Consider the following 14,633-nt stretch of genomic DNA (forward strand, 5'->3'; position numbering starts at 1 on the left):
ATATTAAGGTGTTTTTTTAGGACTAACAGGTTGTTTTATTGGCGTCTTTAAAGGCGTGTTTAGATTGGGAATGGAATCCTGCGTAGGCAAATGTCGTGAGGCCTTAGCGGGATCCTGAACGTTTTTAGATTTATTACTTTCTTCTGCGCTTTCTGCTCGTTCTATTAAGGCTTCATCGAAAAATTCGTCTTGAGGTATATAAGGTTCTAATCCTTTTATAACAGGAAGATTTAGTGGCGGATCGTCTTTAAATAAATCTTCTACACTTAAGGGACGCTCGTCTTCGCGCCAATCGAATCCTCGTAATTTTTTTGCGTTGGCAGGGTACTTGGATTCCGGGTATAGGGTGCCATCTACTTCTGTAATTTTCCGTAACTCAACAATTTCGTTACCATCAAAAAACATGGAAATACTTGCCGATTTAGACTTTTCAATCCCAATTAACTCTTGTTTTTCGTTTCTTGCATAGTAAATCGATTCTGCATTTCGGATAATATCGACCTGTCTCAATTGGTTTTGTTCATTAAACAGACCATATAATCTCAGTCCAGAAATCTGATTAAAACCAGAACCAACTGTATCTTTACTAATAATAAAGGCATTGTCGAAAACAATAAGGGAATCTAATTTTTCTTCTTTCGCATTCGATTTTATGTGAATGGTATCTCCTGTCATTTGGCTACCTACATTCCAAATAATTGGGCGGCGTTTTACAGCAAAATTGTCTTTTGGCGCTAATCTGGAAAGGTTAATAAGCTGCGTTAAACCAGAGGATTGATCTACATGTATAGAATCTGCTTTCCCACTCATATCCGATTTATACATCTTAACATTTCTAAACGCCCTTGTAATTCTATGTTCTGGTTTCCCCGTCACCATTAAGGTATCTCCATGAATGTATAGCGAATCTTTTTCTTGAACAGAAATAGCTAAGGCACGTTTGGTGATAAATACAGAATCTTTTTCACGATAGACCTCTGCATAATGTCCTTTAATTACACTGCTGTTTAATGTGTCGATTACTGTTATATTATTCGTTGCAGAAGCAAAACTCGTATTTCTATTAAAATATAAACTATCTCCTTTAATGGTTCGATTGTCGTAATCGATTCTTGAATTTTTAATAAAGTACCCGATATCATTGGTAGTGTCGTAAAAACCACGCTCGCAATATATTTTAGATGCATCACCAGTAATTGTGCTAGGTCCGTACATATAGGCTAGTGCGTTTTCGGTATAGTAATCTAGTTGTTCGGTTTCCAGAACGTATTGCGGATTTACGAGTTTGACATCTTTAACAAACTGATATTTTTGAATATCCATATAATAGCGACCAATTCGGCTAGTAATAGTCCCTGACGAATCCCTAACAACTGTACCTCCAGATTTATAAAATGCTTGTTGTTTAGTACGGTCAAAGTACAAAGTGTCAGTTTTTAATACAGAACTCGGCTCTGTTAATACAACATCGCCACTCGCAAAGGCTAATTTGGTTTTTCCGCTATATTCTACATATTTAGCATCCATATTTATGGTGTCGCCTTGTTTCATTTTTACATGACCATAAGCTTCAATGAAATCTTCTTTTCCGTAGTGTATGGCTTGGTCACACCACATGTTTATCCCTTCGTGTATAATGTGAATCTGACCAGAATCGTCTCGGGTTAAAACTTTTGCATCCGGATATTTGACTTCGTCGTAAGATAGGAATCCTGAATATTCAATTTCAATTCGCTTTTGTTGTTGCGCATGAAGTTGCATACACGAAATGAAAAGAAGTAATATAGATATAAAGCGTAGTTGAGCTGTTTTCAAATTAAAATATTTGGCACAAAAATAAGGATAATTATATTGCATAATTGTTTGTATAACAAAAAACGCTCCAAATTATTATGGAGCATCGGTTAATTTGTGTTAGACAATCGCGATCAATAATTTAATGTAGTTACATTTTGTAAATACATTATAACATTCTTGTAGAAGCGGAAACTAAAATTTAAAACGTAATTAATAAAAAAGCCTGCTTAAATATATTTAAGCAGGCTTTTTAAAATTTAGTATGATTTAACTATTTTATCTAAAAATAGTTTCTTTTCTATCTGGACCAACAGAAACAACAGTAATAGGTGTTTCTAGGGCTTTTTCTAAGAAAACGATATATTCGTTTAGTGCTTGTGGAAGTTCAGAGTCGTTAGACATTTTTGTAAGATCTTCACTCCAACCATTAAATTCGGTATAAATTGGCTCTACGTTTTCAGGTTCGATGTTATACGGGAAATGTTCGATAACTTCACCTTTATATTTATACGCAGTACAGATTTGTAACTTATCAAAACCAGATAATACATCGGCTTTCATCATCATAAGTTGCGTTACACCATTCACTTGACAAGCATATTTTAATGCTACAAGATCTAACCAACCACAACGACGTGCACGTCCTGTTGTTGCTCCGAATTCGTGTCCTACTTTTGCCATAGTTGCACCATCTTCGTCGAATAATTCGGTAGGGAATGGTCCAGAACCTACACGTGTCGTGTATGCTTTGAAAATTCCGAAAACCTCTCCAATTTGATTTGGAGCAACTCCTAATCCTGTACAAGCTCCAGCAGCAGTTGTGTTACTAGAAGTTACAAAAGGATATGTTCCGAAGTCGATATCTAAAAGAGAACCTTGAGCTCCTTCTGCAAGAATTGTTCTACCTAACTTTTGAGCTTGGTACACATATTCTTCAGAATCGATGAATTTTAAAGATTTTAAAACTTTTACAGCCTCAAAAAATTCAGTTTCAAGTTCTTTTAAATCGTATTGAATTTCAACATTGTAAAAATCGATCATAGCTTCGTGCTTATCTGCTAAAGCTCTATAACGTTCTTTCCAATCGCTTAATTCTAAGTCTCCAACACGTAAACCATTACGGCCAGTTTTATCCATGTAAGTTGGACCAATACCTTTTAAAGTCGAACCAATTTTGGCTTTTCCTTTAGCCGTTTCACTAGCAGCGTCTAATAAACGGTGTGTTGGTAATATAATGTGTGCTTTACGAGAAATAAGAAGTGATTTTCTGTAATCCACATCTTGCTCTTCAAGCTTATCTAATTCTTTTTTGAAAATTACTGGGTCAATAACAACACCATTACCTACTAAGTTCATAGCCTCGTCGTGGAAAATTCCAGAAGGAATGGTATGTAAAACATGTTTTTTGCCGTTAAAAACTAAAGTATGTCCTGCGTTTGGACCACCTTGAAAACGTGCTATGATATTGTATTTAGAAGTAAGTACATCGACAATTTTTCCCTTGCCTTCATCACCCCATTGTAACCCTAGTAGTAAGTCTACTGCCATTATAAAAGTATATTATTTGGTTGTTGTTTTTCTGTTGCCATAAAAGTATAGCGAATGATTTTTAATTTCAATGTCAAAAACCTCTTCAATAGTTTTTTTTATGGATTGAATACGTGGATCGCAAAATTCGATCACTTCACCGGTATCTGTAAGGATAACATGATCGTGTTGTTTATCGAAATACGATTTTTCGTAATGTGCTTGATTTTGACCAAACTGATGTTTTCTAACTAAGTTGCAACCTAAAAGAAGCTCTATAGTATTGTAAAGCGTTGCACGACTAACACGATATTTTTTGTTTTTCATATTCAGATATAGAGATTCTATATCGAAGTGAACTTCACTATCGTAAATTTCTTGAAGTATAGCATAACGTTCAGGTGTTTTACGGTGCCCGTTATCTTCTAGAAATTTCGTGAAGACATTCTTTACAATGTCCTGATTTTTTGTATCTGATTTTAAACTCATAATTTCAACGACAAATTTACATATAATTTTAGATTCTAGACACCTTATCTATACCATTAATTTTTTTAAGATTTGTAACCAACTTATTAAGCATCGAATTATTCTTAACAATTACGTTAATTTTTCCAAAAAACAGTCCGTCGTCGGTTTGAAAACTTATGCTTTTAATATTAACATGCATATTGTTTGAGATAACTTTAGTTATGGCATTTACTAATCCCATATTATCTAAACCAGATATTTTCAATTGAGCAGAAAATTCTTGTTGAGAAGAATCAATCCATTTCGCTTGAATAATACGGTAGGCATAATTAGATTGCAAAGATACGGCATTTGGACAGTTCTTCTTATGCACTTTAATACCTTCGTTAACGGTTATAAATCCGAACACTTGGTCTCCAGGTATAGGGTTACAACAGTTGGCTAGTTTATAGTCCAGTTGTTCTTCTTCTTTTCCAAAAACTAGTAAATCGTATTTTGCAATGACTTCGTCTTTTTCAAGATCTTCTTTAGTGACATTAGAACGACGTGTAATTTTATTTTTAAAGAAACTAACCAAAGCGTTGCTTCTAGACGATGCATATGCTTTTAGCTGTGTGTTATCTATAGCACCAATACCAATGCGGTAAAATAAATCTAAACTTGTTTTTAATTTGAAATAGTGAACCAACTCATTAACAGATTTTTCATTTAAATCTATTTTAAGTTGCTTTAATTTTCGTCTTAAAATTTCTTTCCCGTCTTCACCTATGCGTTTTTTATCTTCTTTTAAAGCCGATTTTATTTTGCTTCTTGCTTTGGCTGTAGTTGCATAATCTAACCAGTTTGCATTAGGTTTAGCGCTGTCGGATGTTAAAATATCTACCTGATCTCCACTGTGAAGCTTGTAACTAAGCGGTACTAATTTACCGTTTACTTTGGCACCTCGAGTTCGCATGCCTACCTCGGTATGTATGTTAAATGCAAAATCTAAAGGTGTCGCATCTTTTGGTAACGATTTTAAATCTCCTTTAGGAGTAAAGACAAAAATTTCTTTTGCATATAAGCTGAGTTTAAACTGCTCTACAAAATCGACGGCATTAGTTTCGTTATTTTCTAAAGCATCTTGAAGTTTCGCTACCCAAGAATCTAAACTGTCTTCTTTTTCGGTCCCTTGTTTGTATTTATAGTGTGCAGCATATCCTTTTTCTGCAATTTCATTCATTCGTTCACTACGAATTTGAACTTCTACCCAACGTCCTTTTGGCCCCATAACCGTAATATGCAAGGCTTCGTATCCTGTAGATTTAGGTGAAGAAATCCAGTCTCTTAATCGGATTGGGTTTGGCCTAAAGTGATCTGTAACTATAGAGTAAATTTTCCAAGCAATAAATTTCTCATTCGCAGGATCGCTTTTATAAATAATTCTAACCGCGAATTTGTCGTAAACTTCATCAAAAGATACGCCTTGTTTCATCATTTTTCTACGGATAGAGAAAATGGATTTTGGGCGTCCTTTTATGGTGTATTCTAAACCTTCTTTATCGAGCGATTTTTCGATTAATTCGTTAAATTCTCTAATGTATTCGTCTTGTTCCTCTTTACTGTCTTTTATTTTATTTAGAATATCTAAATACACTTCCGGTTCGGTGTATTTTAAACTTAAATCTTCTAACTCCGTTTTAATATTATACAGTCCGATACGGTGCGCTAAAGGCGCATAAATATAAAGTGTTTCGCTTGCAATTTTAATTTGCTTATCGGCTCGCATAGAGTCCATAGTCTGCATATTGTGCAAACGGTCTGCGATTTTAATAATGATAACACGTACATCATCATTTAAAGTAAGCAACATTTTTCTGAAATTCTCTGCTTGCAAGGATACGTCTTCCATATCTTTAGACATGGACGAAATCTTGGTTAAACCTTCTACAATTAATGCAACAGTTTCTCCAAAAAGTTCTCTAATATCGTCTACAGTATATCTAGGGCAATCTTCTACAACATCGTGTAGCAAAGCGGCCGCAATACATGTGGCATCCAAACCAATTTCTTGTGCTACCAATCGGGCTACAGCAATCGGGTGAAATATATAGGCTTCGCCAGATTTTCGGCGTTGGTCTTTATGGGCATCAACAGCAATTTCGAATGCCTTTCGAATCAGTTTTTTATCATCATCAGAAAGGGTTCGGTAACTTACCTTTAAAAGGTCTTTATAAGCTTTTGCAATCGTTGCATTTTCTTGTTCTATCTCGGCATCTGTCATAAAACTAAAAGTAGTTTAAAGAATGTTAACTTACAAAAGTAATACTGTTTTTCGGTAACAGTGAAACTATATAATGTTTACTTTAAAGATAATGTTTTTAATACAGTTTTCATGCCAGAAGTTGCATTTTCGCGAATCGTGGTTACCTGCTTGTTTTTCATTGCTGCGGGATTAGGGTCTATGTAATATACAGGTGTTTGTTCTTCAACATAATGCATTAAACTCGCCGCCGGATATACTTGCATAGAGGTACCAATAATAATTAAAATATCGGCAGTTTTACACTGTTCAATAGCAACATCTATCATAGGTACAGCTTCTCCGAACCAAACTATGTGTGGCCTAATTTGATGTCCGTTTTCGCATACATCTCCAAGTTTTATATCTGTATTCCAAGGTAGAATGTTCTCGTTATTAACACTTTTGGCTTTAAGTAATTCGCCATGTAAATGAATAACTTGTGTACTACCGGCACGTTCGTGCAAGTCGTCTACATTTTGAGTGATAATTGTAACCTTATAATTTTCCTCTAAAGCCACTAAATCGAAATGCGCAGAATTAGGTTCTACTTCACCTAATTGCTTTCGGCGCTCGTTATAAAATTGTAAGACTAATTCTGGATTTTTAGCAAAACCTTCAGGAGTTGCTACTTCCATAACATCATGGCCTTCCCATAAACCATCACTATCTCTAAAGGTTTTTAACCCACTTTCGGCACTAATTCCTGCACCACTAAGTACAACTATATGTTTCATTAGTTAAAAATAAGAAATCATTTTTATAAATTCGAAGATTCTAACTAGCAAACTATTTTAATGATCGATTTAAAGCTTCTTGAACACTTAGAAAACATAATTACGCCAGAGCGTAAAGCAAGATTTGATACGGTTTTACCCGAACGCACCAAGTACTTTACAGTAGCTACGGAAGATGTATATCAACTACACAACACCAGTGCGGTAATTAGAAGTTGCGATGTATTTGGTATTCAGGAAGTGAATATTGTTGAAGAGAAAAACTCAAAACGCATTGACCGGGAAATTGCTATGGGAGCGCAGAAGTGGGTCGATTTAAATCGCTATAATCATGTAAAAGATTGTATAACGGATTTAAAACAAAAAGGCTATCAAATTGTAGCTACAACACCTCATGAAAACGATTGTGAATTGCATGATTTTGATGTTTCAAAACCAGCGTGTTTTTTCTTTGGAAGAGAAACAGAAGGGTTGTCGCAAGCTGTTTTGGATGAAGCGGATTCGTTTTTAAAAATTCCTATGGTGGGGTTTACAGAAAGTTTAAACATTTCTGTTTCGGCGGCCATTATTTTACAACATGTAACGACTAAGCTCAAGCGCACTGATATTGATTGGAGACTTACCGAGCAAGAGCAGTTAGAAAAACGAATGGATTGGATAAAAAGTACAATTAAAAGTTACGATGAAATTGTAGAACATTTTTATTCAAACCAGGAAAAATAGTAAATACATACCTGATTTTAAAGTCAAACTCATTAAAATGGTTATATATAAGCTTAGTTATAGCTTTATTCCTCTTGCGCTTTAAATATGTCGTTTAGGTTGGTGTAACTCGCTTTTAAAATGCTTTTATATTGTTGAAAAGACATGCCTAAATTCTTTTTAAATAAATAATTAATTTTAAGATGAGTACATTGGTAATGTTTTTTAAGCGCTGTTAAGGAGGCATTTTCGTTAGCATGTAAATGCATCACGATATTGTCTAGGACTGTAGGGCTTATAGATTTAAATTTAACCGATGACAAACTTTCTAAAAAATCATTTGGTTTTGCAGGCGTCATCTTAATATTTTGCATCTTTAAGTATCCTACATAGGTCGGCCGACATTTGGCGATATAATAATTGGTGCTTTTGGATTTAAGTATTAATGGTATAGCGTCAGGTTTGTAATAATTCACAGAGTGTGCCTTATCCGGCGTATAAATAATGTAACTATATCCATCTGGCTGTATTATATGGGTATCATCGTTATCACGTAATTCCACCGAAAAAACGTTAAGAATCCAATAATTAATAGGCGTGTAATATGTGTGCTTGTTTTGTATAAGGCGTTGTATTTAAGTTGTCTAATGTAAATATTGTCGCAGTTTTATACTATTAGTAAGCTTACGTATTAAAAATATTAGGGTTGTTTTTTAGCCACAAGAATAAGGCGTTTTGGCTAGTCGTGTCAATATCTAATTTTTTTATAATATTACTCCTATGTTTTTCGACTGTACGCTTTGAAATAAATAATTCTTCTGCGATTTGCGGACTGCTTAAATTCTTATTTAAATACTTCAAAATTTTTAGTTCGGTGGGAGTAAGTTGTTCTACGCAAGAATCTGGACTGCTATTTAAATGGATGCTACTTTGCAATTTTTTACCAATGTAATTTATGTTGTTTTTTAGACTCTCTAGGCAGGCTTCTAGCTCTTCTAAAGCACAGTCTTTTGTAACGTATCCATGTATAGATTTTCCAATTTCATTTAAAATGGATTCTTGTTTATGTAAGGTTAAAATAACAACTTTTGTGGTTAATAAATTACGTTTAATTTCTAGCGCAATTTCTAAACCGTTTAGTTTAGGCATATCAAAATCTAAAATAGCAATATCGGGCTGTAACTCTACAATTCTGTTGTAAGCTGCATTACCATCGGTCGCGGTGGCAACAATTTTAAACCATTTTTTTTCTAAAAATTCTTTAGTCCCATTTAATAGTAAAGGGTGGTCGTCGGCAAGAAGAATAGTGGTCGCCATAATTTAGTCTTTTTGAATTTTTATCTGAATTGTTGTTCCTTTACCTTTTATAGAATCAATGCTTAGCTGTGCACCAATTAACTGCGCACGTTCTTTTAAGGTTTTCATACCTAAACTATTTAATAATTTGGTGTTTTCGGTAACATCAAAACCAACACCATTATCTTTTATTTCAAACAGTATCGCGTCTTTTAAATTTTCTATGCGGATTATGCAGGCTTTTGCTTCAGAGTGTTTTTCAACATTGTTTAAGCATTCTTGAAGTATTCTATAAATAAATATTTCTTTGTCTTTTGAAACCTCTAAAGATTCGACCTCTATATCTTCTGAATAGAAAATATTAGAATGCTTCTGAAAATTTTCTATTGTATTTTTTATCGAGTTTATTAAGCCTAATTTCTCAAACTGAAAAGGATGTAATTGCTGGGATATTGTTCTAATCTCATCAATAGCGCCATCAACCAAAGCGGTGTCTGTTTTGTTATCGCTTTCTAAAAATATTTTGTTCTTAATAAGTAATAAGCTTTGTCCAACACTATCATGAAGCTCACTAGAAATGCGTTTGCGCTCTGCTTCGACACTATGAATTAAATCTTGAGCAAATACTTTTTGAAGCTGTGCATTCTTTTGTGAATATTTACGAGAACGCCATAAATAGATAATCGAAAATAGAGCAATAAGCAAAATAATGCTTAGCCATAGTAGTTGGGCCTTACGTGTGTTTTGTTCGTCTAGTAGTTGTATTTCACTGTTCTGATCTTTTATTTTCTGATCGCGTTTACTGGTTTCGTAAAGCGTTTGGTAATAACTTAATGCGTTGTTTTTCTGAATAGATTTTAAGGAATCTTCAATCTTTTTAGAAGCTTTTAGGTGGGTGTAAGCATCCTCATATAAATTTAATTTCTCGTATACTTTAGCTAATAAAGCCTCTGCGTCTTCTATGTTTTCTATATTGTTAGATGTTTTTACAAGATCCAAATATTTTAAATTCCATTGTAAAGCGGTACGATAATCTTTTTCGGCATACGCTAAATGACTGCGTGCTCTGTAGTAATAATTCTCGTAAATACCTTCCATGTTTCTCTGGTCTTGTTTTAAAGTAGTTAAATACGATTTGGCTTTAGCTATGCTGTCGTTTTCTGCATATGCAATTACTAGAACGTTTAAAAGTATCGGATTAAAAAACTCGTAGTTATCCGATTTCTTATTTACGGCAACTGCTTTGTGTAAGTTTTCTAAGCGTTCTTTTTGGAGGTTTTGTTTTTTATAATCTGATGCTGTATTTACATATAAAGACACGAGTAACCCATAATTTTGAGTCTGTTTTGCTAGTGCAATGGCTTGTTCGCGCTCTTCTCTGGCTTCTTTTAAAAACCCATTAGCACTGTATAATATAGATAGAGCATTTTTAGAAGCAATAATATTAAAGGTGTCTTTAACCGTGACAAAAATTTTAGACGCTTCTTGCAAATGTTGAGATGCTTTGGGAAACTGACCTTCGTCCATAAAAGCATAACCTTGGTTTAATATCGCAAAGGCTTTAACACGATCGTTACCGGCTTGTTCTGCATATTTTATCGCCTTATTGTAATAAGATAGCGCTGTGTCTACAGCTTTAGAAAAATAAAAACTATCTCCAACATCTATATAAATGCCAGCTAAGTTCCTATCGGTTATATGATCTTTTAGTGTATTAAAATACGTATTGAAAACGGTAATACCGTCTTCTGGTTTTCCTAACACATTATTGTAATAATTAATTAAGCCTTGTGTATTTCGAGAGGCAATACTAAAAGAGTCTAACTGTATAGCATACTCTATAGTTACTCTGCAAATGGAGTCGAATCCTAGTTTGGTATCGTGATAGATTAGGTCGGTTAAGGTGTCTAGAAGTTGTAGTTTCTGACCTTTATGCTTTTCGGAGGAAATACGCGCTTTTAACGCATCAACTTTATGTTGATGCGTTATATCTTGCGCAAAAGTAATAGTATAGGTAAATAGTAATAATACTATGTAAGTAATTCTCATTTAGGCTGTTTAAAAAACCTAAATTAGTGAAAATTTACTCTTTAATGCCATCAATCCATTTTTTAGCATTTTCAAATGCTTCTAACCAAGGAGAAACCTCGTCTTTTCTGCCTTCTGGATAGTTCGCCCAGTTCCATTGAAAGGTAGAACGTTCTATGTGTGGCATTGTTACTAAGTGTCTTCCTGAAGCGTCACACATCATGGCCGTGTTAAAGATGGAACCATTAGGATTTGCTGGATACCCTTCGTAACCGTATTTCGCTACAATGTTGTATTGGCTTTCTTCTTTAGGAAGGTTAAATTTTCCTTCTCCGTGAGAAATCCAAACTCCAAGTGTGCTGCCTTCTAAACTCGATAACATTACCGAATTGTTTTTCTGAATTTTCACAGAAGTAAATGAACTCTCGTGTTTATGCGAGTCGTTATGTAACATTTTTCCGTGAACGTCGTGTTCTGGATTAATTAATTCTAATTCCATCCATAGCTGGCATCCGTTACAGATTCCAACAGACAGTGTGTCTTCTCTTTTAAAGAAGTTTTCTAATGCTGTTTTTGCTTTTTCATTATACATAAAAGCACCAGCCCAACCTTTAGCAGAGCCTAAAACATCCGAGTTTGAGAAACCACCAACAGCACCAATAAACTGAATATCTTCAAGCGTTTCACGACCAGAAATTAAATCGGTCATGTGTACATCTTTCACATCAAAACCAGCTAAATACATCGCGTTAGCCATTTCACGTTCAGAATTACTTCCCTTTTCACGAATAATAGCCGCTTTTGGTTTAGGCTGACTAGCATCTATGGTAGGACGCTTACCTGTAAAATGTTTAGGGAAAGTATATTGAAGTGGCTGATTTTTATAGTTCTCGTAACGCGCGTCTGCAACGTTATTTGCCGTTTGCTTTTTATCTAATAAATACGATGTTTTGTACCACACATCTCTTAATTCGGCAACATCAAAAGCAAATACATCTTCGTTGTTTTTAATGTTTATTTTTCCAGAAGCATTAGCCGTTCCAATTTTAAATACTTCAATATTGTTTTCAGCTAAAATAGATTCTACAGAAGCATCTGCTTGAAAAACAAGTCCTGCATTTTCAGAGAATAATATCTTAAGTGAATCTTCTTCATTTAAAGCTGTGAAATCATAATCGGCTCCCAAGTTTACATCAGCAAAACACAATTCTAATAGAGTTGTGATTAACCCACCTGAAGCAACATCGTGTCCAGCCTCAATTTTATCTGCTTTAATTAAGTCCTGAATCGCATTAAACGCATTCTTAACAAAGTCTGTATTCTTAACATCAGGGGTATCGTTTCCAATAGCGTTTAATGCTTGGAAGAATGAACTACCACCTAATTTAAAGTCGTCTTGAGAAATGTTGATGTAATAAATATTTCCACCATCAGCTTTTAAAAGCGGTTCTACAACTTTAGAAATTTCAGAACAATTTCCTGCAGCAGAAATAATTACTGTTCCAGGAGCAATAACGTCTTCGTTAGGATATTTTTGCTTCATAGAAAGCGAATCTTTTCCTGTAGGTACGTTAATTCCTAAGTCGATTGCAAATTCTGAAACGGCTTGAACTGCTTTGTATAATCTCGCATCTTCACCTTCATTTTTACAAGGCCACATCCAGTTTGCAGATAATGATACACTTTTTAAATTATCTTTTAAAGGAGCCCAAACAATATTGGTAAGCGATTCTGTAATGGCATTTCTACTTCCAGCATCTGGGTGTATTAAAGCCGAAATAGGCGCGTGCCCAATAGAGGTTGCGATACCTTCTTTTCCGTTAAAATCTAGTGCCATAACACCAACGTTGTTTAACGGAATTTGTAAAGGTCCAACACATTGTTGTTTGGCTACTTTACCACCAACACATCTATCGACCTTGTTTGTTAACCAATCTTTACAAGCCACAGCTTCTAACTGCAACACTTGCTCTAAATAGATTTTTAAGTTTTTAGATTTGTAACGCGGATTTTTATATTTTCTGACAATGGTATTGTCGGTCATTATGGTTTTAGGCGAACTTCCAAACATATCTTCTAATGCTAAATCCATTGGCTTTTCACCAGTAGTTTTAGACTCGAAAGTAAAGCGGTCGTTTCCTGTAACTTCTCCAACATCGTAAATAGGAGAACGTTCTCTATCTGCAATTTTATGAAGCGTTTCTAAATGTTTCTCTGCAATAACTAATCCCATACGTTCTTGAGATTCGTTACCAATAATTTCTTTAGCCGATAGGGTAGGGTCTCCAACAGGTAAACTGTCTAAATTGATTTTCCCTCCTGTATCTTCTACCAATTCTGAAAGACAATTTAAATGTCCTCCAGCTCCATGATCGTGGATAGATACAATAAAGTTTTCGTCACTTTCTACCATACCACGCACAGCGTTAGCAGCACGTTTTTGCATTTCTGGATTAGAACGTTGTACCGCATTTAACTCGATACCCGATTCGAATTCTCCAGTATCTGCAGAAGACACTGCGGCACCACCCATTCCTATACGGTAGTTTTCACCACCAAGAATAACAATTTTATCGCCTTCTTTAGGCGTATCCTTTAAGGCTTGGTCTGCTTTACCGTAACCAATACCACCAGCTTGCATAATAACTTTATCGAAACCTAATTTTCTAGGGTTTGCTGTACTAGACGATGCATTCTCGTCGTGTTCGAAGGTAAGTACAGAACCTGTAATTAACGGTTGTCCGAATTTGTTTCCAAAGTCGGATGCACCATTACTGGCTTTTATTAAAATATCCATTGGTGTTTGGTATAACCAAGGACGTGCTTGCGTTTTTTGTTCCCACGGACGGTTTTCTTCTAAGCGCGAATACGACGTCATGTAAACTGCTGTTCCTGCTAGAGGTAAAGAGCCTTTTCCTCCTGCAAGTCTATCGCGAATCTCTCCTCCAGAACCAGTTGCAGCACCATTAAAAGGCTCTACTGTGGTTGGGAAATTGTGAGTTTCTGCTTTTAATGAAATTACAGATTCGTAATTTTTTGTTTCGTAAAAATCTGGCTTGTCTGCCGTTTTAGGAGCAAATTGTTCTACAATAGGACCTTTTACAAACGCGACATTATCTTTATAAGCCGATACAATATCGTTAGGATTTTTGTTTGATGTTTCACGAATCATTTTAAATAATGACACCTCTTTTTCTTCACCATCGATAACAAATGTTCCGTTGAAAATTTTATGACGACAGTGCTCTGAATTGACTTGCGAAAATCCGAAGACTTCAGAATCTGTTAGCGGACGCCCAATTTTCTTAGCAACACCTTCTAGATACGTCACTTCTTCGTCGCTTAAAGACAACCCTTCTTGTGCATTGTAAGCGGCAATATCTTCAATGTTTAAAACCGGTTCTGGTTTAATATCAATTGTAAATGACTCTTGATTTAATTCGTTGAATTTTTGAGAAATCATCGGATCGAAATCTGAAAAATCTTCAGCGACAGCTTCAAATTCTTCAATTCTAATAATGTCTGTGATACCCATATTTTGAGTAATTTCAACAGCATTTGTACTCCAAGGTGTAATCATAGCGGCACGAGGACCAACAAAAAAAGCATCGATTGATGCTTGTTCTAACTTAGGCTGGTTGCCAAAAAGCCACGATAATTTTGAAATAGTTTCAGTCGATAATTCTTTAACTGTTTGTACAGCAAATAATTTGCCGTTTACGTTTCCAAAGAAATGAATCATATAATGAGGTTTGTATTATTTTTTAAGAAAGGACAAAATTAGTGTTTTTTAG

Annotated in this window: 10 protein-coding genes; 1 reads left to right on the forward strand and 9 read right to left on the reverse strand. The window is 34.9% G+C overall.

Annotated elements, in window-relative coordinates; translation table 11 throughout:
• Positions 1-3: 3 nt before the first annotated feature.
• From ACKC83_RS09520 to ACKC83_RS09540, 5 genes are all read right to left on the reverse strand, one after another.
• Positions 4-1,815 (reverse strand): OstA-like protein, encoded by a 1,812-nt coding sequence (locus ACKC83_RS09520; RefSeq protein WP_434035326.1) that lies wholly within the window; start codon positions 1,813-1,815, stop codon positions 4-6.
• Positions 1,816-2,073: 258 nt separating this feature from the next.
• Positions 2,074-3,345 carry an adenylosuccinate synthase gene (locus tag ACKC83_RS09525; RefSeq protein ID WP_414037288.1) on the reverse strand — a complete coding sequence of 424 codons (1,272 nt, stop codon included), beginning with the start codon at positions 3,343-3,345 and terminating at the stop codon, positions 2,074-2,076.
• Positions 3,346-3,357: 12 nt separating this feature from the next.
• Positions 3,358-3,813, reverse strand: a complete 456-nt coding sequence (locus tag ACKC83_RS09530) for a Fur family transcriptional regulator (RefSeq protein WP_414037287.1) — start codon at positions 3,811-3,813, stop codon at positions 3,358-3,360.
• 28 nt (positions 3,814-3,841) lie between these two features.
• Complete coding sequence (locus ACKC83_RS09535; RefSeq protein ID WP_414037286.1) at positions 3,842-6,058, reverse strand: RelA/SpoT family protein; 2,217 nt, start codon at positions 6,056-6,058, stop codon at positions 3,842-3,844.
• Between the two features lie 77 nt (positions 6,059-6,135).
• Positions 6,136-6,813: an SIR2 family NAD-dependent protein deacylase gene (locus ACKC83_RS09540; protein WP_434035327.1), complete on the reverse strand. Its 678-nt coding sequence runs from the start codon at positions 6,811-6,813 to the stop codon at positions 6,136-6,138.
• A 60-nt stretch (positions 6,814-6,873) separates the two neighbouring features.
• Here ACKC83_RS09540 and ACKC83_RS09545 point away from each other — a divergent pair, with 60 nt between their 5' ends.
• Positions 6,874-7,536, forward strand: coding sequence for a TrmH family RNA methyltransferase (locus ACKC83_RS09545; RefSeq protein WP_434035328.1), 663 nt, complete (start codon positions 6,874-6,876; stop codon positions 7,534-7,536).
• A 65-nt stretch (positions 7,537-7,601) separates the two neighbouring features.
• Here the strand turns inward: ACKC83_RS09545 and ACKC83_RS09550 are convergent, their stop codons facing one another.
• The 4 genes from ACKC83_RS09550 to purL form a co-directional block, all read right to left on the reverse strand.
• Complete coding sequence (locus tag ACKC83_RS09550; RefSeq protein WP_434035329.1) at positions 7,602-8,078, reverse strand: hypothetical protein; 477 nt, start codon at positions 8,076-8,078, stop codon at positions 7,602-7,604.
• A gap of 121 nt (positions 8,079-8,199) precedes the next feature.
• Complete coding sequence (locus ACKC83_RS09555; RefSeq protein WP_414037282.1) at positions 8,200-8,832, reverse strand: response regulator; 633 nt, start codon at positions 8,830-8,832, stop codon at positions 8,200-8,202.
• 3 nt (positions 8,833-8,835) lie between these two features.
• Positions 8,836-10,860 carry a tetratricopeptide repeat-containing sensor histidine kinase gene (locus ACKC83_RS09560; RefSeq protein WP_434035330.1) on the reverse strand — a complete coding sequence of 675 codons (2,025 nt, stop codon included), beginning with the start codon at positions 10,858-10,860 and terminating at the stop codon, positions 8,836-8,838.
• Between the two features lie 34 nt (positions 10,861-10,894).
• Entirely contained in the window at positions 10,895-14,581 is a 3,687-nt protein-coding gene (gene purL, locus ACKC83_RS09565; RefSeq protein ID WP_434035331.1) for a phosphoribosylformylglycinamidine synthase, read from the reverse strand.
• Positions 14,582-14,633 lie beyond the last annotated feature (52 nt).

The sequence above is a fragment of the Formosa bonchosmolovskayae genome, assembly GCF_051016085.1.
GTDB lineage: Bacteria > Bacteroidota > Bacteroidia > Flavobacteriales > Flavobacteriaceae > Formosa.